Origin of the sequence: Marinobacter sp. DS40M6 (genome assembly GCF_028581595.1) — a bacterium.
Classification (GTDB): domain Bacteria; phylum Pseudomonadota; class Gammaproteobacteria; order Pseudomonadales; family Oleiphilaceae; genus Marinobacter; species Marinobacter salarius.
Window position 1 is genome coordinate 108,164 of record NZ_JAFCAE010000007.1, and the last position, 20,989, is coordinate 129,152.

Annotated in this window: 23 protein-coding genes; 6 read left to right on the forward strand and 17 right to left on the reverse strand. The window is 58.0% G+C overall.

Features of this window, described 5'->3' with window-relative positions:
* Positions 1 to 7 precede the first annotated feature (7 nt).
* Together JJO78_RS17280 and JJO78_RS17285 are read right to left on the reverse strand one after the other, a co-directional pair.
* The gene (locus tag JJO78_RS17280; RefSeq protein ID WP_085679177.1) at positions 8 to 1,117 is read right to left on the reverse strand and encodes a multifunctional CCA tRNA nucleotidyl transferase/2'3'-cyclic phosphodiesterase/2'nucleotidase/phosphatase; all 1,110 of its coding nucleotides are present in this window, start codon (positions 1,115 to 1,117) and stop codon (positions 8 to 10) included.
* 133 nt (positions 1,118 to 1,250) lie between these two features.
* Positions 1,251 to 2,510 carry a conjugal transfer protein TraF gene (locus JJO78_RS17285; RefSeq protein ID WP_193216602.1) on the reverse strand — a complete coding sequence of 420 codons (1,260 nt, stop codon included), beginning with the start codon at positions 2,508 to 2,510 and terminating at the stop codon, positions 1,251 to 1,253.
* 255 nt (positions 2,511 to 2,765) lie between these two features.
* On the opposite strand from JJO78_RS17285, the gene JJO78_RS17290 reads away from it, so the two are divergent.
* Together JJO78_RS17290 and JJO78_RS17295 are read left to right on the forward strand one after the other, a co-directional pair.
* Entirely contained in the window at positions 2,766 to 3,308 is a 543-nt protein-coding gene (locus tag JJO78_RS17290; protein ID WP_036208805.1) for an LPP20 family lipoprotein, read from the forward strand.
* A gap of 14 nt (positions 3,309 to 3,322) precedes the next feature.
* Entirely contained in the window at positions 3,323 to 4,519 is a 1,197-nt protein-coding gene (locus tag JJO78_RS17295) for a flagella assembly protein FlgT (RefSeq protein WP_151982998.1), read from the forward strand.
* A 10-nt stretch (positions 4,520 to 4,529) separates the two neighbouring features.
* Here JJO78_RS17295 and JJO78_RS17300 read toward each other — a convergent pair whose 3' ends face one another.
* From JJO78_RS17300 to sufB, 7 genes are read right to left on the reverse strand one after another with little or no spacing between them, the layout of a single operon-like run.
* A complete protein-coding gene (locus JJO78_RS17300) occupies positions 4,530 to 4,991 on the reverse strand; it encodes a SufE family protein (protein WP_151982997.1) in 462 nt (153 codons plus the stop codon).
* Complete coding sequence (gene sufT, locus JJO78_RS17305) at positions 4,991 to 5,533, reverse strand: putative Fe-S cluster assembly protein SufT (RefSeq protein ID WP_007153380.1); 543 nt, start codon at positions 5,531 to 5,533, stop codon at positions 4,991 to 4,993. Before sufT ends, JJO78_RS17300 begins: the two co-directional genes overlap by 1 nt.
* A gap of 40 nt (positions 5,534 to 5,573) precedes the next feature.
* The gene (locus tag JJO78_RS17310; protein ID WP_007153379.1) at positions 5,574 to 5,927 is read right to left on the reverse strand and encodes a HesB/IscA family protein; all 354 of its coding nucleotides are present in this window, start codon (positions 5,925 to 5,927) and stop codon (positions 5,574 to 5,576) included.
* Positions 5,928 to 5,940: 13 nt separating this feature from the next.
* Positions 5,941 to 7,194: an aminotransferase class V-fold PLP-dependent enzyme gene (locus JJO78_RS17315; RefSeq protein ID WP_273624239.1), complete on the reverse strand. Its 1,254-nt coding sequence runs from the start codon at positions 7,192 to 7,194 to the stop codon at positions 5,941 to 5,943.
* A 6-nt stretch (positions 7,195 to 7,200) separates the two neighbouring features.
* Complete coding sequence (sufD, locus tag JJO78_RS17320) at positions 7,201 to 8,487, reverse strand: Fe-S cluster assembly protein SufD (RefSeq protein ID WP_085679189.1); 1,287 nt, start codon at positions 8,485 to 8,487, stop codon at positions 7,201 to 7,203.
* A gap of 12 nt (positions 8,488 to 8,499) precedes the next feature.
* A complete protein-coding gene (sufC, locus tag JJO78_RS17325; protein ID WP_041334000.1) occupies positions 8,500 to 9,273 on the reverse strand; it encodes a Fe-S cluster assembly ATPase SufC in 774 nt (257 codons plus the stop codon).
* 60 nt (positions 9,274 to 9,333) lie between these two features.
* The gene (gene sufB / locus JJO78_RS17330; RefSeq protein ID WP_075194399.1) at positions 9,334 to 10,782 is read right to left on the reverse strand and encodes a Fe-S cluster assembly protein SufB; all 1,449 of its coding nucleotides are present in this window, start codon (positions 10,780 to 10,782) and stop codon (positions 9,334 to 9,336) included.
* A gap of 453 nt (positions 10,783 to 11,235) precedes the next feature.
* Between sufB and JJO78_RS17335 the strand changes: the two genes are divergently transcribed.
* The gene (locus JJO78_RS17335) at positions 11,236 to 11,589 is read left to right on the forward strand and encodes a helix-turn-helix transcriptional regulator (protein WP_041334002.1); all 354 of its coding nucleotides are present in this window, start codon (positions 11,236 to 11,238) and stop codon (positions 11,587 to 11,589) included.
* Between the two features lie 62 nt (positions 11,590 to 11,651).
* On the opposite strand, the gene fabB is transcribed toward JJO78_RS17335, so the two are convergent.
* From fabB to JJO78_RS17365, 6 genes are all read right to left on the reverse strand, one after another.
* A complete protein-coding gene (gene fabB, locus JJO78_RS17340) occupies positions 11,652 to 12,863 on the reverse strand; it encodes a beta-ketoacyl-ACP synthase I (RefSeq protein ID WP_085679192.1) in 1,212 nt (403 codons plus the stop codon).
* Between the two features lie 10 nt (positions 12,864 to 12,873).
* Positions 12,874 to 13,383 carry a bifunctional 3-hydroxydecanoyl-ACP dehydratase/trans-2-decenoyl-ACP isomerase gene (gene fabA / locus JJO78_RS17345; protein WP_007153372.1) on the reverse strand — a complete coding sequence of 170 codons (510 nt, stop codon included), beginning with the start codon at positions 13,381 to 13,383 and terminating at the stop codon, positions 12,874 to 12,876.
* A 159-nt stretch (positions 13,384 to 13,542) separates the two neighbouring features.
* Positions 13,543 to 14,373, reverse strand: coding sequence for an ion transporter (locus tag JJO78_RS17350; RefSeq protein WP_085679195.1), 831 nt, complete (start codon positions 14,371 to 14,373; stop codon positions 13,543 to 13,545).
* Positions 14,374 to 14,452: 79 nt separating this feature from the next.
* Positions 14,453 to 14,908 carry an EVE domain-containing protein gene (locus JJO78_RS17355; RefSeq protein ID WP_228210148.1) on the reverse strand — a complete coding sequence of 152 codons (456 nt, stop codon included), beginning with the start codon at positions 14,906 to 14,908 and terminating at the stop codon, positions 14,453 to 14,455.
* Between the two features lie 79 nt (positions 14,909 to 14,987).
* On the reverse strand, positions 14,988 to 15,677 hold the full coding sequence (gene trhA, locus JJO78_RS17360) for a PAQR family membrane homeostasis protein TrhA (RefSeq protein WP_085679201.1): 690 nt from the start codon (positions 15,675 to 15,677) through the stop codon (positions 14,988 to 14,990).
* 91 nt (positions 15,678 to 15,768) lie between these two features.
* Positions 15,769 to 16,479, reverse strand: coding sequence for a Crp/Fnr family transcriptional regulator (locus JJO78_RS17365; protein ID WP_085679204.1), 711 nt, complete (start codon positions 16,477 to 16,479; stop codon positions 15,769 to 15,771).
* 147 nt (positions 16,480 to 16,626) lie between these two features.
* Between JJO78_RS17365 and JJO78_RS17370 the strand changes: the two genes are divergently transcribed.
* A complete protein-coding gene (locus JJO78_RS17370; protein ID WP_041334011.1) occupies positions 16,627 to 17,547 on the forward strand; it encodes an AEC family transporter in 921 nt (306 codons plus the stop codon).
* On the opposite strand, the gene rrtA is transcribed toward JJO78_RS17370, so the two are convergent.
* Positions 17,537 to 18,124: a rhombosortase gene (rrtA, locus tag JJO78_RS17375; RefSeq protein WP_085679207.1), complete on the reverse strand. Its 588-nt coding sequence runs from the start codon at positions 18,122 to 18,124 to the stop codon at positions 17,537 to 17,539. The two genes, JJO78_RS17370 and rrtA, sit on opposite strands and share 11 nt — an antisense overlap.
* A gap of 93 nt (positions 18,125 to 18,217) precedes the next feature.
* Between rrtA and JJO78_RS17380 the strand changes: the two genes are divergently transcribed.
* Positions 18,218 to 19,843, forward strand: coding sequence for a M12 family metallo-peptidase (locus JJO78_RS17380; protein ID WP_273624246.1), 1,626 nt, complete (start codon positions 18,218 to 18,220; stop codon positions 19,841 to 19,843).
* A complete protein-coding gene (locus JJO78_RS17385) occupies positions 19,840 to 20,325 on the forward strand; it encodes a DUF6174 domain-containing protein (protein ID WP_151982994.1) in 486 nt (161 codons plus the stop codon). The genes JJO78_RS17380 and JJO78_RS17385 overlap by 4 nt, the downstream gene beginning before the upstream one ends.
* Here JJO78_RS17385 and JJO78_RS17390 read toward each other — a convergent pair.
* Positions 20,293 to 20,943, reverse strand: coding sequence for a cation transporter (locus JJO78_RS17390; protein WP_041334016.1), 651 nt, complete (start codon positions 20,941 to 20,943; stop codon positions 20,293 to 20,295). The two genes, JJO78_RS17385 and JJO78_RS17390, sit on opposite strands and share 33 nt — an antisense overlap.
* Positions 20,944 to 20,989: the final 46 nt, after the last annotated feature.

A 20,989-nucleotide genomic window follows, 5' to 3' on the forward strand; every position in this document is an offset into this window, starting at 1 on the left:
CGCGTGTCTACTCTTTGTTGAGGAATGCGAGGATACGCCGTAACCGCTCTTTGCGGATTGCTTCACCCAGTTCTTTTCCACGAAACCCTTGTTCCATCAGGGTTTTCGCCTGTACCCCGGTGGCGGCGTGTTGCGCGGATTTCAGCCAATCCACCCTGTGCCGCTCTGGCTCCGGCAGCGCGCATTTCAGAGCAACCAATAGGCCGGAAAATCGGTCTGCCCGACGCCACACGTCTGCTCCATCCAGCATGTCCAGCAACAGGTCGGCGTCATGAGACGTTATAGTGTGAATCTTTGGTATCACGTCGGTGATGAGGCGGGTGAGATCCTGGCAGTCGTTGGGGGCTTTCATTGCCCTGGCTCGATTCCGGGCTTCGGCTGGCGCCAGGGGGGAAAGCAGCGCGGCGAAGCGGACACTCGTATCATCGCTGCTTTCGTGGGCACGGCGCAAGGCGCCGATGGCGCCTGAAAACGCCTCGAGTGGCTCAAGCTCCGGTATAAGGACGGCCAGTGCGCCGCATTCACGCAGGACTTCGAAAAAGGTGCCGGGTTCCTGCTCATGCAACGCTCGCTGGATTTCCTGCCATACCCGCTCCGGCACCAGGTCGCCGACCTCGCCCTGGTCCACCATCTGCCGCATCAGCGCCATGGTGGGTTCGGCAATGGTGAATCCCTGGGGCTGCAGGCGGGCAGCAAAGCGTGCGGTGCGCAGTATGCGCAGCGGGTCCTCGGCGAAGGCCTCGGAAACGTGGCGTAGTTTGTGATCCTGCAGGTCCTGGCGGCCGTGGAAGGGGTCGACAATTTCACCTGCGGTGGACTTTGCCATGGCGTTGATGGTCAGGTCACGGCGCTTCAGATCGTCCTCAAGGGGCACGTCCGGGGCGCTGTACACGGTAAATCCGTGGTAGCCTCGCCCCTGCTTTCGTTCCGTTCGTGCTAATGCGTACTCCTCTCGGGTGTCTGGGTGAAGGAATACCGGAAAATCCGCGCCTACCTGCTTGAAGCCCTTTCGCAACATGTCTTCCGGCGTTGCACCGGTGACCACCCAGTCCCGGTCTTTGACCGGCAGACCAAGAAGTTCATCACGGACGGCTCCGCCCACCAGATAGGTTTTCATGGATTGGGTTCTGCTCCTTGAGGGATGTTGCTCTGGGGATTATCCCGGCAAGGCTGGCCACAGGCAAACCGGTTGGCCACAAAAAAAGCCCGGTATCAAACCGGGCTTGGTGGACTGCTTCTATACAACAGGCTTAGAACGCAGCGCCGAACTCAATCGCCGCGCCCAGATCGGCATCGCTGATCAGGCCGCCGATATCGAGGCGGGCACCGAAGGGCGACAGGCCGATACCGGCCGTAAACTGGGTGTCTTCCTCGATGCCATCGTTGTCGTCATTGCTGGCCAGGTTCTGGCGCACGCCGAAGCGAAGTTGCGCGTAGCGGAAAGCGTCGAATTCCGCGCCGAGGGCAACCCACTGGGTGTCATCCTCATAGCCGAAGGCTTTCTTTTCCGTCAGGTCAACTTCTGCGGTCAGCACGTGGAAGTCGCCTTTATGGGCGATGCCCGCAGTTACCATCGGCTCAAGTTCCAGAGTGCGCTTTTCCTCGTCGGGGCGGCTGGCTGCAGAGTCCAGCTCCATCGGGATCAGGTTCTTGACCGCAATGCCGGCATTCCACTGGTTGCGGGATCCGAAAGCGTAGGCGGCGCCCACGTCCAGGTTGAACCCGCTCTTGTCGGTCTGGTATTCGTCGCTGTCGAACTCGTCGTCCTCAAACCCGGAGACGGTTTCGGTGTATTGGAAGGTGCGCAGTTGAACGTATTTTGGCGATACGCCGAGTTGCAGCCGTGAGCTGTCCTGAAGCTCTATGGAAGTGGCAATGGAAAGGCCTACTTCGGCGACGGCAGAGGCCAGGATGCGGCCGCGGGACTCCAGGTCACGGTCGAGATCGGCGGCAATCAGGTCGACGATGCTTGCCGTTTCCAGGTCGGCCAGAAACTGCTCGTCGTCCTCGTCGAACTCCCCGCGGACGGTGGCGCGGACGTTGCCGTTGGTGAAAAAGCCGACGGCAAAAGACTCGGTGGGCACGGCCAGGGCGAGTCCCAGGCCGCCGTCAATCCGGACGGTGTCGCGGTCAAAGTCATTGAGCTGGCGTCTCAGGTCACCGGCGGCTTGGCGGGCATCTTGCGGGTTGGACGTCTTATCCAGTTCCTGGAAGCGATCAATCGTGTCCTGAATATCGTCGATCTGATCAACGGTTTCCTCTTCGTCCGCAAAGCGGGCGTTGACGGAGGGCAGCATCAGACCAAAATCGTTGGACCATTCATGGTGGTCGGCAGCCATCATCGCCGGATTGGTGGCGCCCGCCGCAGCCGGATGGGCGACGGCAACACCGGTGCCGCCCATGGCGAAGGAGCGTGACGACATGAACGCCTGCGGGCTCGCGATGGCGGAGGTGGTGGCGATGGAAAGGCCGATGGCTAGCGATAGCTTGGTCAGACGATATGGGGTCATGATGTGTCCTGATGAAGCGATGATACTGCTAATTTAAAAATGACATTCAGTTCAGGTTAATTCAGTTGCCACCGTGACTCACCGGTGATGCGGTAACGGTTTGTTTTTTTACTGTAAATAGCGGTAGTTTTTTGCCGCCTGGTTTCTGTGTGGCGGGCCCGGTGGGAGATGAAATTATGGAATTCAGTCGGTTACAAAGGTTGGCGTGAATTTTTCATAAGGGCAGTGAACAGATGTTTTTTGCGGAGAACCAACATGACCCTGCGGCGGATACTGATACCTGCGCTGGTGGTAACAATGATCGGCTGCGCCCCCGTGGGCCAGCACCGGAACGCCAGTGCCGACCGGCAGCAGACCGAACTGGACCCGATTACGGTGAGGGTTAGCGGCTTCGGAACCTATGAGCAAGTGTCGAAAGATCGCCTGAACACGCGTAAGCGCCTGCTTGCTCGGCGTGCGTCCCAGTTGGATGCCTATCGCAACCTGGCGGAACGGGTTTATGGCACCGTGATCTACGGCAGCTCAACGGTTAACGATTTCGTATTGCAGAACGATATGTTCCGCACCTACGTTGATAGCTACATCCGTGGCGCCAAAATGGTTGCCGTGAATGAACACAGTGACGGCGTGGTGGAAACCGTTATGGAACTCAAGCTGGAGCCCAGGTTCCGTGCCTGTGTTTCCCGCGTAACCGATCGGGAAGTGCAGGACCTGTGCCCAATTCCGATGCCCAGAGGCAATGACAGCACCGGAGATTTCCAGAGCCGGGGCGTTGATTCCCTCTACTACCTCGAATAAGAGAACGATTTCCCATGAAGCTGGCTATTTCCGTTGTCACAGCACTGTTGGTAATTGCGTGTGGCGGTGCCCAGGCAGTGGTGCTGGAGGGCGTCGGCCACGCCACCATTTACAACGATGACGTCGACAGCGCACGGCAGGAGGCTAAGAAGGCGGCGTTAAGGGATGTTTCCCTGCAGTACGAAGCCAGGATCAGTAGCCGCGACACCATGGAAAACGGTGTGGTGACGGAATCTCGCCTGCAGGTTGCCTCGTCAGCGCGGGCAAAGTCCGTTGAAGTGGTGGACGAGTACCGGCGGGGCAATCTGTTACGTGTCACGGTTCGCGCCGACATGTCGGCTGGCGGCCAGTGCCAGGCCGGCGATGCCGCAGAGTTGAGAAAGCGCGTGGCCGTGACCGGTTTCCCCATGGTGTATCCGGATCAGGCCCGGATAGGGCGCATAGGGGATGCCGGCGAAGTCTTGCCGCAATTGTTGCAGGCAGATCTACAGAGAGGTGGCCAACTCCAGGTTTTTGGTGCGACCACCCAGCGCCTGTTTGATGACCTGCTTAATGCCCCAACGCACCAGAAATTCAACAATCGATTGAGCAACGTGATCCAGGTGGCTCGCGAGCTTGGGGTGCAGTTTGTGGTTACCGGTGTCATCCGTGATGTTGGCGTGTCTGATCCGGACGCCTGGGGAAGTTCTGTTATCGACCGCCTGCAACGGGGCATTGGTGCGGCGAACCAGAACCGGCGGTTTGTGGTGGACATGATGGTTTATGACGGCTTCAGCGGCGCACCTGTCTATCAGGAGCGGTTTTCGGCGGAGGCACGTTGGAATGCTGGGCCGGGGTCTTCTGATGGGTTCGGGTCGGCGGGTTTCCGGGAAACCGAGTACGGACAGGCTGTTGCGGGATTGATGAACAGCATGGTGTCTGCGGTCAATGATGCGCTTGCTTGTCAGCCATTCATCACGCGGGTGACGAGAGTCGACGGCAACAAGGTCACGCTGGATTCCGGAGCCACGGCAGGCTTGCGCCCGGGGGATGAGCTGAAACTCTATCGCAGTGCCAGTTTCTTCGATTCACCCGGGGCGACCCCGGAACTGGTGGACAGCCGCGCCACCATGACAGTGAACAACGTTCACCCGGATTTCAGTAACGGCAGCATTCCTGTCTTTGGCGGGCTGATCAATATACAGCGGGATGACGTGGCTATTGTCTGGTAGGGCTGCTCAATCAGGCTGCGGCGGTTTCCGCAGCCACATCCCGGATCTTGCCAACCATGGCTCTCAGGCCGTTGCCCCGTGTGGGCGAGATGTGGCGGAACAGATCCAGTTGCTCGAACAGTTCGTCGATGTCCGTGGCCAGCAGGTCCCTGGGAGACTTGCCATTCAGGGCCACCAGGATAATGGCGGCAAGGCCGCGAACGATGATGGCGTCAGAGTCAATCAGCAGGTACAGCTTGCCACTTTGCTCATCGTAATGATGGATCAGCCACACCTGGCTCTGACAGCCGTGAACGTAATTCTCTTCCCTGCGCTCGTCGTCCGGAAATGCCGGTAGCTGCTTGCCAAGGTCGATAATGAACGCGTAACGCTCTTCCCAGTCGTCCAGGAATTCAAAGCCATCGAGGACATCATCCAGAGTGGTGTCTTTCCCGAGCGGATTGTTCAAAAACTCCTGTTCAGCGGCAGTCATTACAGCATCCCCAATTCAAGCTTGGCTTCGTCGGTGAGCATGTCATTGTTCCAGGGTGGATCGAAGGTCAGTTCGACGGTCACCTTGTCCACATTGGGTACATGCTCAAGCTTGGTCTTGACGTCTTCAGTGATCACCGGGCCCATGCCGCAGCCGGCGGCCGTGAGTGTCATCTTGACGTACACATGGTTGCCGTCTTCCGTGCCATTCTGTATTTCACACTCGTAGATCAGGCCCAGCTCCACCACGTTGACCGGAATTTCCGGGTCGTAGCAGTTGCGCATCGCTTCCCACACCTGGTTTTCGTTCACCGTACCGTCTTCGGGGGTGTCGAAGCTGCTTTCAAGGGGCTTCTTGCCCAGGGCATCGGCATTGTGGCCTTCAATACGAGCGAGGTTGCCGTTCACGGCCACGGTGAAGCTACCACCCAGTGACTGTGTAATGGTAACGAAGGTGTCCGACGGAATCATGATTTCGGTTCCGGCGGGCACCAGGCGCGCCTCTACTTCGCGTTTGGTCAGGACCACTTCCCGTTCTTGCATGCCTTAATGGGCCTCGTATTCGCTATCTGGTTTGTCGGGTTCAGGCGACTGTAAAGCTCTCGCCACAACCGCACTCTGCCGTCGCATTCGGATTCCGGAACTGGAACAGGGAGTTCACCCCTTCGGTCACGAAATCAATTTCAATGCCGTTCACCAGAGGCAGGTGCTCTTCCTTTACAAAGACGTCCACACCGTCGATGTGAAACACCTTGTCGTCCGCTGCGGCTTCTTCCACCCACTGGGTTTCATACTTGAAGCCGGAACAGCCGCTTTTCTTGATCGCCAGGCGGATACCTTTCGCCTCAGGCTTCTTGTCCAGTTGTTTGCGTACGTGTTTCACCGCTGTCGGGGTCATGGTGACCGCCACGGTTGGTGTGAAGACTTCGGCTGTCATATTTCCACCTCCATCAGGCAAACAGACGCTGGATTTTCTGCAGGGCAGTGAATAATTGTTCCACTTCCTCCAGCGTATTGTAAAACGCAAAGGACGCCCGGGCTGTACCGGGAACCCCGTAAAAGTCCATCAGCGGCATGGCGCAATGGTGGCCAGTGCGGATCGCGATGCCCTGCTGATCCAGCAGTGTTCCTATATCACTGGGGTGCAGGCCGGCGATTTTAAAGGACATGACCGGCACCTTTTGGCTGGCCGTACCGATGATTTCCATGCCCGGGACCGACTCGACCAGTTCGTTGGCGCGGGTGAGAAGCGCGTTTTCCGCCGCTTCCATGCCATTGCGATCCAGGTTGCCCAGATAATCAATGGCCGCACCCAGGCCGATGGCCTCGGCAACCGGCGGTGTGCCGGCCTCGAACTTGTAAGGCAGCACGTTCCAGGTGGTGCGCTCGAACGACACCCGCTCAATCATTTCACCGCCACCCTGGAACGGGGGCATTTCTTCCAGCAACTGGGCCTTGCCGTACAGCACGCCAACGCCCGTCGGGCCGAACAGCTTGTGGGACGAGAACACGTAGAAATCACAGCCCAGAGCCTGTACGTCCGGCTGGAAGTGCGGCACCGCCTGTGCGCCATCGATAACGGTGATCACGCCGTGAGCCTTGGCCTGCTCAATCAGCGGTGCAATCGGGTTCACCGTGCCCAGGACGTTGGACACGTGCGTCAGTGCCAGTACCCGGGTGCGGTCGCCCAGCAAACTATTGAACGAGTCCGGATCCAATTCACCCTGTGGAGTGATCTGGATGGGAACCACCTTCGCGCCCGTGCGCTCGGCCACCATCTGCCAGGGCACGATGTTGGCGTGATGTTCCATATGGCTGACGAGAATTTCGTCACCAGGCTTGAGGCGGCCGGCCAGGCCATTGGCCACCACGTTGATGGCCTCGGTGGTGCCACGGGTCCAGATAATCTCGCGGGTGCTGTCAGCGTTCAGGAACGCGCGAACCTTCTCCCGGGCGCCCTCGAAGGCGCTGGTGGCGCGGTCGCCAAGCGTGTGGGCGCCCCGATGGACGTTGGAATGCATTTCCCGGTAATAGCGATCCATGGCGTCCAGCACGGCGATGGGCTTCTGTGACGAAGCGCCGTTGTCCAGATACACGAGGGGCTTGCCGTTGACCTGCTGATCAAGAATCGGAAAGTCCCGGCGAATGGCCTCGACGTCGAACGCCGCAGTGCCCGCCTTTTTGGCCATGGAAAGGTCTGTCATAACCGGTCAGGCCTCCTGAAACGTCTGATCGAAAAATTCATTCAGCCGGAGCTGGGCAGCGTCTTTGACCGCCTGAACCGGAATCTGTTCAACAAGTTCGTTAATAAAGGCCATTGTCAAAAGGGTATTGGCCTCACGGCGACCGATGCCGCGGGATACCAGATAGAACAGGGAAATCCTGTCGAGCTGGCCGATGGTGGCACCATGGGCGCATTTGACGTCGTCCGCGTAAATCTCCAACTCGGGCTTGGTGTCGATTTCGGCGCCGGTGGAGAGCAACAGGTTCTTGTTGTTCATGTTCGCGTTGGACTTCTGGGCATCCTCGTGGATATGGATGCGGCCATTGAACACCGCGTGGGACTCGTCTGCAGCGATATTGCGATAGGTTTCCTCGCTGTCGCAGTGAGCGGCCACGTGTTCAATGGAGGTATGGTTGTCGTAGTGCTGTTTGCCCTGGGTGACAACCACGCCGTTCAGTTTGCACTCACCGCCTTCGCCTTCCAGCCGAACCTGCAGGTCATGGCGACGCAGTGGTCCGCCGAAGCCCACGCAGTGGCTCTCGAAGCGGGAATTGGCGGCCTGGCGAACACCGGTAGCCCCGATGTGCTGTACATTTTCGCCTTCCATGACCAGCCGCACATTCGTGACCTGGGCTCCATCTGCCAGTACAAACTCGGTGACGGTATCCACCATGACCGGCTCCTCGCCACTGGAGAGGTATTCCTCTACCACCGTAATCTGGCTGTGACGCGCGGCATCCACATAAATGCGCGGGTACGCCGAGCCGGAAGCTGTGCCGGTCACTTCGTGCACGATGAACAGCGGCTGATCGAGAACCGCTTCCTTGTCCAGCTGGATGTACAGGCCGTCTTCAAAGCGAGCGGAGTTCAGTCGCGCCATCTGTACGGCACGGGTGTCCAGCGTGTTGTCCAGGCGTTCGGCCAGGGCCGCGGCCTCGTCATCGTCCAGATCGGCGAAGCGTTGAATGCGGATGCCATCCAGGTCCGGAAAGTCCGAGGCCTCCGGAATCATCACGCCGTTGTGGAACACCACGCGATAACCGGGAATCGACAAGCTGCAGCCGTCCTTGCCGGTTGCGGGCAGGGTGGTGGCCAGTTCGTCGGTCAGCTTCAGGTGCCGGCTGGAGTATTTCCAGTTCTCGGTTTTGCGGGTGGGCAATGGCATATCCACCAGTGCCGTGCCCCGCTGTTTGCGCAGTTCAAGCAACGGCTCGGGCAGCGAATGCCCGCCCGGCTCAAGGAAGGCGCTGGAAATGGTTGGTGCTGGTTTCATTCCACGGCCTCCTTAGCTGGCTGCACTGGGGGTGGCTTCTTCGTCTTTCACGCCGAGCCAGCCGTAGCCACGCTCTTCGAGCTCGAGGGCCAGCTCGCGACCCCCGGATTTGACGATCCTGCCACCGGCCAGTACATGAACATGGTCTGGCACGATGTGGTTCAGCAGACGCTGGTAGTGAGTCACCATCAGAATGGCACGGTCTTCGGCGCGCAGGGCATTTACGCCCTTGGAAACCACCTGCAGGGCATCAATGTCGAGCCCTGAGTCTGTCTCATCCAGAATGGCCAGCTTTGGCTGCAGCAACAGCGCCTGAAGAATCTCATTGCGCTTCTTCTCGCCACCGGAGAAGCCTTCGTTGACACCGCGCTTGAGGAACGCCGGGTCCAGGTCCACCTGTTTGGAAACCTCTTTGGCCAGCTTCATGAACTCCGCGGCGTTCATTTCCTGCTCGCCGCGGTGTGTGCGCATGGCGTTGACGGCGGTGCGCAGGAACTGCAGGTTGCTGACGCCGGGAATCTCCACCGGATACTGGAACGCCAGGAAAATACCTTCACGAGCCCGCTCTTCGGTTTCAAGGTCCAGCAGGTTCTCGCCGTTCAGGCTGATTTCGCCCTGGGTTACCTCAAATGTCTCATTGCCTGCCAGCACCTGGGACAGGGTGCTCTTGCCTGAGCCGTTGGGGCCCATGATGGCGTGAACTTCCCCGGCCTTGATCTCCAGGTTGATGCCCTTGAGGATCTCTTCACCCTCAACGGATGCGTGCAGGTTCTTGATGCTTAGCATTTCTGGCGTCTCTCTATAATCTGAAAACTGGAATCTGAAAATTTGTATATGAGCCTGGGCTTAACCAACGGACCCTTCAAGGCTGACTTCAAGCAACTTGCCAGCTTCCACGGCAAACTCCATCGGCAGCTCCTTGAACACCTCTTTACAGAAGCCGTTCACAATCATGGAAACCGCCTGCTCCGGGTCGATGCCACGCTGGCGGCAGAGGAACATCTGCTCGTCGCTGACCTTGGAGGTGGTTGCCTCGTGCTCAACGATGGCCGACTTGTTCTTGCTCTCGATGTACGGGAAGGTGTGGGCGCCACAGCGGTCGCCGATCAGCAGCGAATCACACTGGGTATAGTTACGTGCACCTTCCGCACCCGGGCCGAACTTCACCAGCCCGCGATAGGCGTTGGAGCTCTTGCCGGCGGAAATGCCCTTGGAAATGATGGTGCTGGACGTGTTTTTGCCCAGATGGATCATCTTGGTACCGGTATCCGCCTGCTGGTAATTGTTGGTCAGTGCCACCGAGTAGAATTCGCCCACGCTGTTGTCACCACGCAGCACGCAACTCGGGTACTTCCAGGTCACCGCAGAACCGGTTTCGACCTGAGTCCAGGAGATCTTTGAGTTCTTGCCAATAGCGGCGCCACGTTTGGTGACGAAGTTGAAGATGCCGCCTTTGCCATTCTCATCGCCCGGGTACCAGTTCTGCACCGTGGAATATTTGATCTGTGCATCGTCCAGGGCCACCAGTTCAACAACGGCAGCGTGAAGCTGGTTTTCGTCGCGCATCGGCGCGGTGCAGCCTTCCAGATAACTGACGTAGCTGCTGTCCTCGGCGATGATCAGGGTGCGCTCAAACTGACCGGTGTTGGCCGCGTTAATGCGGAAGTAAGTGGACAGTTCCATGGGGCAACGAACACCCTTGGGTACGTACACGAATGTGCCATCTGAAAACACGGCGGAGTTCAGGCCCGCGAAAAAGTTGTCGCCTGCAGGAACCACAGAGCCCAGATACTTTTTCACCAGTTCCGGGTAGTCCTGAATGGCCTCCGAAATGGAGCAGAAGATTACGCCAGCCTTGGCCAGCGGCTCCTTGAAGGTGGTCGCCACCGAAACGGAGTCGAATACGGCGTCAACAGCCACGCCAGCGAGCTTTTCACGCTCGTGCAGGGGAATGCCCAGTTTCTCGTAGGTCTTGAGCAGCTCAGGGTCGACTTCGTCGAGGCTCTGGGGCATGTCTTCCTTGCGCTTGGGCGCGGAGTAATAGGAAATCGAGTTGTAGTCGATTTTCGGGTAACCCACGTGTGCCCAGTCCGGCTCGTCCATTTCCAGCCAGCGACGGTAGGCCTTCAGGCGCCATTCCAGCATCCATTCCGGCTCTTTCTTAATGGCGGAAAGGCGGGCAATGACGTCTTCGTTCAGGCCGGGCTCGAACGTGTCGGCTTCGATGTCTGTTACGAAACCGTGTTCGTATTCCCGTTTGATCAGCTCGTTCACCTCTTTATCGGTGGTCGCCATGATCGTCGCTCCGTATTCTCTCATCTCGGGCCTTGCAGCCCCTGGTGTCGCCGGTAGTCTCGTGTTCAGGGCTGCCGGGCGGATGTCATAAATTCATGCGTCGCAGTGATCGCCCCAGATCTGGGTGCGCCCTGCAATCGGTTTTTGGATGACGGATTGGGTGCGGCCCTGTTGAAAATCAAGGGCAATATCCGTTTCTTCTGGTGAGTGAGTATACAATACCAGAGTAAAATAGTCAGGTATTAAATTGCGCGTGTCGTGATTATACCTTAATCGACCCTTGTGGCACTAAGGGTGCGGTAATCGGGTCGATAGCCCGGCTCTTTGTGCTATTAGGCGGAGTGTGTCTTCCTGTCTGCGACTAAAGCCCAATATGGTTATTTTCGGCTAACATGTGTACGCTGACCAGCGCAGGTAAAGCGTGCCTGCAGGGAATGATCAGGAGACCGTGACATGCACTCAGAACCGATGAAGCCCCGCGCGGCTATGGCACCGTTCAGTGCGCGAGTGACTTCGTTGATTGCCGGGCATCTGGAGCGAGGTCGGGTAGGGGTGGAGGCTGTTGCCTCTCAACTGCACATGAGCCGGCACACGCTCCATAAAAGATTGAAAGAAGAAAATCTGACCTTTGCTGCGTTGCTTGAGGACATCCGGCGTGAACGGGCGCTGGCCTACCTGAAGGATCGCAGTAAGCCCCTGGTGGAAATCGCTGAACAGCTCGGGTTCTCCGAACTCAGTGCTTTCAGCCGTGCGTTCAAACGCTGGATGGGTAAATCGCCAGGAGCCTACCGCTCGCGGGTTGCTTAAGGAATATTGAAAACGCCGGGGCCGCAAATTTGTGCGTGCCCCGGCGGCTTGCTGCCGGGTGGTCAGGCTTTCTTGAAGATCAGCGTGCCATTGGTGCCGCCGAAGCCAAAGCTGTTGCTCATCACCAGGGGCAGATCCACGTTGTCCTGCCGTTCCCGCACGATGGGGTAGCCTTCGGCGCCCTCGTCCAGGTTCTCGATATTGGCTGACGGAGCAATAAAGTTCCCCCGCTGCATGATCAGGCTGTATATGGCCTCGTGCACACCGGCTGCGCCCAGAGCATGGCCGCAAAGTGGCTTGGTTGAGCTCAGTGGCGGTATCTTGTCGCCAAAGGTTTCCTTCAGGGCTTTGAGTTCGGTGACATCCCCCGCTGGCGTGCTGGTGCCGTGGGTGTTGATGTAGCTGATCTCGCCATCGATGTTTTTCATCGCCTGCTGCATGCAGCGAATGGCGCCTTCACCGCTGGGCGCCACCATATCGGCGCCGTCAGAGGTTGCGCCGAAGCCCACCAACTCGGCCAGGATGTTGGCTCCGCGAGCTTCCGCATGCTCCAGGGCTTCCAGTACCAGGATGCCGCCGCCGCCAGAGATGACGAAACCGTCCCGATCCCGATCGTAGGTGCGGGAGGCTTTTCCGGGGGTGTCGTTGTATTTGGTGGAGAGCGCACCCATGGCGTCGAACATCAGGCTCAACGTCCAGTGGATGTCTTCACCGCCACCGGCAAACATCACGTCCTGGCGGCCCAGGGCAATCATATCGGCGGCATGGCCAATGGAATGGGCGCTGGTGGCGCAGGCTGAGGTGATGCCGTAGTTGATGCCGGTAATGCCAAATGCCGTGGCAAGAGAGGCGTTGATAGCGCTGCCCATGGTGCGGGGCACACGATAAGGTCCTACCCGGCGGATGCCTTTCTCACGGTGGGTGTCGATGGCGTCCATCAGCTCCACCGTTGATGCACCGCCAGCGCCGGTAATGACGCCGGTAGAGTTGGCGCGGATATGCTCTTCTGTCAGCCCGGCTTGTTCAATGGCTTCTTTCATCGCCAGGTAGGTGTAGCCGGAGGCCGGGCACATGAAGCGCATCAGTTTGCGGTCGATCAGTTCCGGCAGATTCAGGTCAATCTGTCCGCATACATGGCTGCGCAGACCGTTGTCCTTGGCTTCCTGGCTAAAGCCAATGCCAGGAATTGAATCCCGCAGGGACCGGGTTACTTCGTCTTGATTGGTTCCGAGGCTGGAGACGATTCCCATGCCTGTAATAACAACACGACGCATTTAATGGCTCCTAGAAGTCATCCGTAGAATTGAACATGCCGACCTTCAGGTCTTTGGCGGTGTATATTTCCCGGCCATCCACTTCCATACGGGCATCGGCAATGGCCATGGTGAGCTTGCGGCGGATGACCCGTTTGATGTCGAGGTGATAACGCACGAGTTTGTTCGTGGGTAGCACCTGGCCGGAAAACTTCACCTCACCGCTTCCAAGCGCGCGCCCCTTGCCTTCACCTCCGGTGGCTGCCAGGAAAAAGCCCACCAACTGCCACATGGCGTCCAAGCCCAGACAGCCGGGCATGACCGGATCGTCCACAAAATGAACCTTGAAGAACCAGAGGTCCGGGTTGATGTCCAGCTCCGCAACGATGCTGCCTTTGCCATAGAGCCCGTCGGTTTCGCTGAAATGGGTAACGCGGTCCATCATCAGCATTTCATTGATGGGCAGTCGCATCTTGCCGGGGAAGAGCGTGCCTTGTCCGCAGGCTTCCAGATCGGCCTTGGTAAAGTGATCAGGGGTCATAATGCCAGTGTTCCTGTTACAAAATGGTTTCTTATACTTTAGCTGGTATTACCGCTAAGGCTATTGACCATTGGTTGCAGTTTGCAGTCGGGCACAAATTTTCTGTGACGATTTTTCACTTCGCCATGGCGACGCCACCCTGGCCAACGACTCCGGAGGTCAGCGCCCCCCGGATTTCTCGGATACCTGCTTCGTCAGTTCCTGCAACTGTTGCTGAACCGCCTTTAACTGGCGTGCGATCTCGTCCCGTTCATCGTGGGCTTTCTGGGCCTGCTCCGCATTCTGTTCCTCACTCATGACTTCCAGGATAGCCCCGATCATCATGTTGAGGAATACGAACGCCGTCAGGAATATGAACGTCAGGTAGTAGAGCCAACTGAGCGGGTAGGATTCCATCGTGGCATACATTACATCCGTCCAGTCCTCGAAGGTTGCCACCCGGAACAGAGTAAGCATGGCTATGGCAACATCGCCCCAAAGTGTCTCGTCCACGTCGGCAAAGAACATTGAGCCCATGGCCGCATAAATGTAGAAAATGATAAACATCAACAGGGCGATGTAGCCCATGCGCGGGATGGCTTTCAGAAGAGAGTTGATCAGGAAGCGCAGCTCTGGCACCACAGAGACCAGGCGCAACACCCGGAACACTCGCAACAATCGGCCAAGCAGCACGGCGTCGGAGTTGTCCAGTGGAATAAGGCTGCCAACCACGACCAGTGTGTCGAACAGGTTCCAGCCGTCCATCAGAAAGCGTTTCTTGTTGGGGCAGGCAGCAAAACGGAACAGGATTTCTATCAGAAAAAACAAGGTGATGGCGTTGTCCATCACGCTAAGGGAAGCCTCCACCAGTGGCGGAAGCTCATAGGTCTTTGCGCCAATGGTGAGCGCCGACAGGATGATAATGCCGATAACCACGCTCTGGAAGATCCGGCTGGACTCTATGCGGCGCAGTTGTTCGAATCCGGTTGTAGGGCTTGGTTGGGCAGACATGGGAAAACAGCAACTCCATAACGATCGCGGAGCCTGAATTCTAAAGGGAGTAGGGCGGATTGGGTAGCGGGAACTTTGCTCAGGCGTTGGCGAGTATGATCCGCCACTGCTCTTCAGTAACGGGCATCACCGACAGGCGGTTGCCACGCCTGATCAATGCCAGACCCTCAAGCCCTGGCAGGGACTTGATTTCATCCAGTGGGATCAGTCGTGGCAGTTTTTTCTCAAAGGCCATATCCACGGCCTGCCAGCGCGGTTTTTCCGGTGTGCTTTTGGGGTCGTAGTAGGGCGAATCTTCCCGGAACTGGGTCGGGTCCGGATAGGCGGAAGTCACGACGCGGACAATCCCCGCCACCCCAATGTGTTTGCAGCTGGAGTGGTAAACAAACACGTCGTCCCCCTCGGCCATTTCCCGCAGGAAATTTCGCGCCTGATAGTTGCGCACTCCGTCCCATGGGATGGTCTGATCCTTCGCGTTCTCAAAGTCATCAATGCTGCATTCTGACGGTTCGGTCTTGACCAGCCACTTTGCCATCGCTCGGCTCCCGACATGGTGAGGTTATACAGTATAACCAAAATCCGGCTCGTCTGGCCGTTATGGCACGGTCACGCTGTCACAGGGTATGGGGCAGGACGCCGTAGTAGATTGCGCTGAAGTGCAGGGCGCTGCCGCCGATGACGAACAGGTGCCATACCGCATGCATGTAGGGAATGCGGTCCGCGAGGTAGAAGCCGACGCCGGCTGTATAGACCACGCCACCCGCGATGGTCAGGTAGAGGGCTGTCTCGCTGATGCTCGCTACCAGGTCCGATGAGGCGAAGGTGATCAGCCAACCCATGGCAATGTAGATACCTACACGTGCCAGTTTGAAGCGGTTCTGGAAGATGACTTTCAGAACCACGCCGGTAGCCGCCAGGGACCAGATGATGGCAAACAGGGTCCAGCCGCTGGTGCCGCGCATGTTGACCAGCAGGAAAGGGGTGTAGGTGCCGGCGATCAGCACGAAGATGGCGCAGTGATCCAGGGTCTTGAACAGCGCTCGCATCCGGGGATGGCGAGCGCCATGGTAAAGCGCCGATGCCAGGTAAAGCATGATCAGGGACGCGCCAAAAATGCTGAAGCTTACAATCTTCCAGACATCACCCAGTTGGCTGGCCGCGACGATCAATGCAACCGTGCCGATCACGCTAAGAAGGGCGCCGAGGCCGTGGGTGGCACTGTTCAGCCATTCCTCGATACGGTGATGGACGGATTCTTCGGGGTTCTCGCGGGCTTTCATGGGTACCTGGTTCGGTTCTGTCATGCCGCTACGGTACTTCAGCGTACAGGTGTACGCAATAGACGAAGTGTGACGTGTTGTTCAGCTCGAACCTGTAATGACGCTGTTCGATGGATTATCCCGAGCTGCGGCCGTTGCCGGACGCCTTTTTCAGCCTTGAGAAGGTTGCGGGCACCACACCCAGCCACGACGCCAACTGGTTGTCCGGCACCCGCTTGATCAGCTCGGGATACTCGTCCAGCAACAGCCGGTAACGCTCCTGGGCCGGCATGGTTTGCTTGCGGAATTCCCTCATGCTGGTCAGCTCGGCGACTTCCTCCGTCAGCACAATGGCGAACTTTTCCCAGGCGCCATCCCCCTGTGCCTGGACTGCTGCCCGGAACGCGGAAAAATCGGCCACCCAGAGTGTTGCGGGGGTAACGGCTGTGAGGCACAGGGTGTTGCGGGAAGTTCGGCTTCTGCCAAAGACAGGCCAGATCAGATCCCCTTCCGTGAAAAAATGGTGGATGGCCACCTTTCCCGCCAGTGATTCCCGGAACAGTCGAAGCACACCGTGCTGGATCAGGTACACGTTACCCCAGGGGCGGTTGTGTCGCTCCAGATCGGTTTCAGCGTCTACCCGGCATTTCTGGAACAGTCCGCCCAGTTCACTGACGAAGCGCTGTTGGGGGTTGTCGCTGTCGTTGCTCAGATGAATGCCAAAGCAGTGGCTGAGCCCGCTGAGTAACGCATGGGACTCCGGCGCGGGCTCATGCCAGATAATATCCCGGTGTCGCTCTGCCAGCATGCAGGGGGGCGATGAGCTGGCAATCGGTTCCTGTTTCATGGGAGCACCTTGGCTGAGTCGGTTGTCGGAGTTTGGCATCTGGATAGGTACATTCAAAATAAATTAAACCAGTTTGTCTTAGCGGCTGAATCAATATTCCTGCTGGTGTTAAACTCGGTGCCTTTCATGCCCTGTACTGGAGTCAGCATGGCCGCGGCCCTCGCACTGTTCTACAAACTGCTCCCCCTGTATATCACGGTTGCCCTGGGTTGGGTTGCCGGGCGTTATCTTCAGGCCAGCGGCAAACACATCGCCGGTATCATGCTCTACATTGTAACGCCCTCTGTGGTGTTTTCCGGCGTTATGGCGGCACCGCTCTCGACGGAAGTGATCCTGTTGCCACTACTGGTTTTTACGCTGTGTTCGGTGCTTGGTTTTGCGCACATGAGGATTGCCCGCGGAATGATTTCGGACGGCAGTGCCAGTCTTATTCCGTTGTCGGTGGGCACGGGCAATACCGGTTATTTTGGCATACCGGTGGCATTGCTGCTGTTTGGTCAGGAAGGACTGGCGCTTTATATCGTGTGCATGCTGGGTACGACGCTGTTCGAGAATTCCGTGGGCTTCTATCTGGCCGCCCGGGGACGATACAGCCTCAAGGATTCCCTCGTGAGGGTGGCGCGGCTGCCTTCAGTCTACGCCTTTATGTTGGCGGTTGTGCTGAACCTGAACGGATTTTCCATCCCGGATGTTTTCACGCCGCTTTTCGACAATCTTCGTGGGGCCTACAGTGTCCTCGGCATGATGATTATTGGCATGGGGATTCTCAGTTTCCGCGGGCTGGCGGGCAACCCGCGTTTTACCGGCCTGGCGTTCTTCGGCAAGTTCGTGTCCTGGCCGCTGGCGGCCATCGTGCTCTGGTGGCTGGATGCCCGTTTCTTTGGTATCTATAACCTGGCCGTCTACCAGGCGATTTTCCTGATTTCCATAACGCCCATTGCCGCCAATACGGTGGTCATAGCCACGCTGCTGGACACCGCGCCAAAACAGGCCGCCGGCACCGCCTTGCTGAGCACCTTGTTTGCCCTGGCGTTTATTCCGGTGATGGTGGCCCTGGTTATGCCGTAACCCGGGGAGCGGTGCGTAAGGTGAACAAGCCCGCTATCAGGCCGGTGAGCGCGCCAAGCCAGTGGGATTGGACGATGACATGGCCCCCAATCAATGGGTTTTCGCCAACCGCCGGGTATAGAAACACCTCCGTTGCCATCTTCAGCAGAATGAATGCCAGTATGGTGATGCTCCAGCGGGTATCCGTTTTGATATTGAACAAGGCCGTAAACACCAGAAGCCCATGAAGACAGCCTGAAAACCCCCGATACCAGTCAACCTCGGGCGCCGCCAGAAACAGGCCTGAAGAGATGGCGAGAGGGGAGAGAATCAGGTAGCTTATCCAGCTCGGCAGGGGGGGATGCCTTGTGAACAACAGGCCGGTTACCAGTAGCCCCGCCAGGTTGAGTAGCAGGTGGTTCAGACCCAGGTGGGTCCAGTGGCCGGTGAGCAGCCGCCAGTACTCGCCGCCAGGAATACCCTCACGAGACCATTCCAGAGCGCTTGCCGGCCACAGGAATGCAGCCGCCAGAAGCGCTGCCAGTACCGTGAATCGCGGCCAGTAAGGGAACAGTTGTGGTGATCGTGTGTGTGTCATAAATACACGGCGTTACGCAAAACGCCTGGTGCCCTGCTTGCGAAGTGATTAGATTTTGTGCACCCCCTTTAAACAATAAAACAGGGATGTTCAATGCAGTTCAAGTTTATACAGGTTGTTGCGGCCATAATCACCCTCATGCTCCTTGCTGCAACCCCTGTGGCTGCGGAAACCAGCATGGTTCGTGACATCTGGATTGAGGGTCATGATTACGCAGCGGTGCTGGAGGAGAACTTGCGGGTGGACAACGCCCGGGATTCCGACCTTGCCGGCACTCACTATAAAGGGCACTTCCCGGAAGACCCGGACAGTTGGGTGAGGGTTTCCCGCCTGGACAGCGGCTGGGAAGGCTTGGCGTACGTTTTCGGGCGTATGCATGCCATCGGCGATGCCCATCGTGCCAGTCGGGTGACCAGTTTTAGTACCAGCCAGTTGGAGGCGCCGCAGTGCGGTCTTGATCATCTCCATGGCCGAACATTCATCACTCCGCAAAGCTTGACCGGTCGTGCCATGGCGCAGGCGGTCTCCGCCAGTTACGACACACTCTGCGCAAACAAGGTAGACGGCGCCTGCCTGATGCTGGAACTTGAGCTGGCGTTTGACCAGCAGTTCCAGGATCGCTTCCCGGGCGACTTCCAGGGCCGTGCAGGAGCCATACTGAATATGGTGGAAGGCTTCTACGCTGATCAGTTCGGCATTGTGTTTGATACCTTATCGCTGACGTTCACCGGGCCGGGGACGTTCGACAGCACCACGGATGCGGGAACCCTGCTGGACGACGTAACTGCCCGTCGCGACAGCCGCAGTTTACCGTTCCTGAAAAGCGAACGTTCGATATTTCACCTGATCAGCGGTCGTGAATTCGATGGCGCCACGGCAGGCCTGGCGTGGGTTGGTACGGTGTGTTACTCGCAAGGCTATGCCTCCGGTATTACCAATGCTTATAACTCTAACGCAACCACTGCGGTTGTGATCGCCCACGAGATTGGCCATAACCTGGGGGCAAGCCATGACTCGCCAGATAACGGGTGCGATGAAGGCGTAAATATCATGAGCCCTTATGTGGTGTCCTCGGCCACGCAGTTCTCCCAGTGCTCCGACGATGCCATCACCAACAGGATTTCCCAGCTAAATTCGGTCGAACAATGTTTTAACTTCCCGGCGGATGCGGGGCTCACCGCCGTCTCCGGAAACCCGAGTGAGGTTCAGGCTCAGTCGGCGTTTCAGGCGCATTTCGACATTGCGTATCGCCGGGCTGCCGAGCCAGCAGACGGCCTTGTCGTTGCAGGGGCTATCGGTGATCAGGAGGGGCGCTTGCTGGGCGTCAGTGTAGGTGGCGCAGCCTGTACCTTGCTGGGCACCGATGCCTATGACTGTGGTGAAATACAGGCTAGAACGGGGCTTCAGCTCAGCGTTCACGCGGTTGCCGGCGATCGCCCGACTTTCAGTTTGCTGCAGAATGTGAGTCTGGCCAGCAACAGCGGTGACGTTAAGGATATCCGGCCGATAAACGATTCGATACTGACGGAAATTGCGGTTACCGACAATGAGTCTGGGACGACGGGAGATCCGGACGACGCTGAACCGACATCAGGCACTCCGGAAACTTCCGGTTCTGGTTCAAGTTCTGGGGGAGGCGGCGGTGGTTCCGTTTCCTGGTGGTGGCTTGTGGTCGCGGTATTCGCGGCGGGCCTTCGTCGCCAGGGCCGGGTAGAATGATCCCGCAGCGGCTTTCGCTTTTACTGATCGGCTTCGCCCTGGCCGGTTGCGGGAGCTCAGTGTCCCAGGCCGGTGCGGACAATGCCCCCGTGCCGGCACCGGAGACTCTTGAGCACGCTGAGGCCGTGTGGGACAGCCATGCAACCGAGCGTTACCAGGTGACCGTGCAGCAAACCTGCTTTTGTCCAGAGGACATGCGTCAGCCAATACGCGTGACGGTATCAGCAGGTGAGGTTGTGAAGGCAGAAGGCCTCGAGCAACCTCTACAGAACCGGAACCTGCTGGACAACCAGAGGCTCACCGTTGCGGGGCTTTTCCTGTTTATCGAGCAATCCGCGGCGAAAGATCCACACAGGCTTGAGGTGGTGTACGACGCCCGTTATGGCTTCCCTCGCCGCATTGATTACGACGGTCACGAGATGATTGCCGACGACGAGTTCCAGTACGAGTTATCGGACTTCCGGGCTGGCGGAACTGACTGACGCCTGTTTGGCGCCTTCAATATCCTTCCGGGCATGACGCACTACGCTGACACCCGCGGTAATAGCCAAGCCGCCCATGATGGTTGCCACGGCCAGGTCAGGCCACGCGGTGCCAGTACCAAATACCCCCAGGGCGGCCACCATGACAGCGACATTGCCGATAGCATCGTTGCGACTGCACAGCCACACCGAGCGCATGTCTGAATCGCCATCCCGGTAGCGGAACAGTATCAGTGCCACAACGACGTTTGCCACCAGTGCCATAAGGCCCACGACCCCCATGGTCAGCGGCTCCGGTGTGATGCCGCTCTGAAGTACCCAGATGGCCCGGGCGAGTACGATGACACCGAAAACGGCCATCGTAATACCTTTCACCAGGGCGGCCCGGCCGCGCCAAAGCATACCCATGGAAAGTACGGTCAGGGACAGCACGTAGTTGGCGCTGTCGCCAAAGAAGTCGATGGCATCGGCCATCAACGACACCGACCCGGATTGAAGGCTTGCGATGCCTTCCACCAGAAACATTGCAAGGTTGACCCAAAGCGCAATCCACAATGCCTTTCGAAAGCCTGGAGCGGGGGATTTTGGGTTGGGGGCGGAGCAGCTACTGCAGGCCATGAATACCTCCTTATGTGAGACTGTATTCATTAAAAACCCTGTAGCT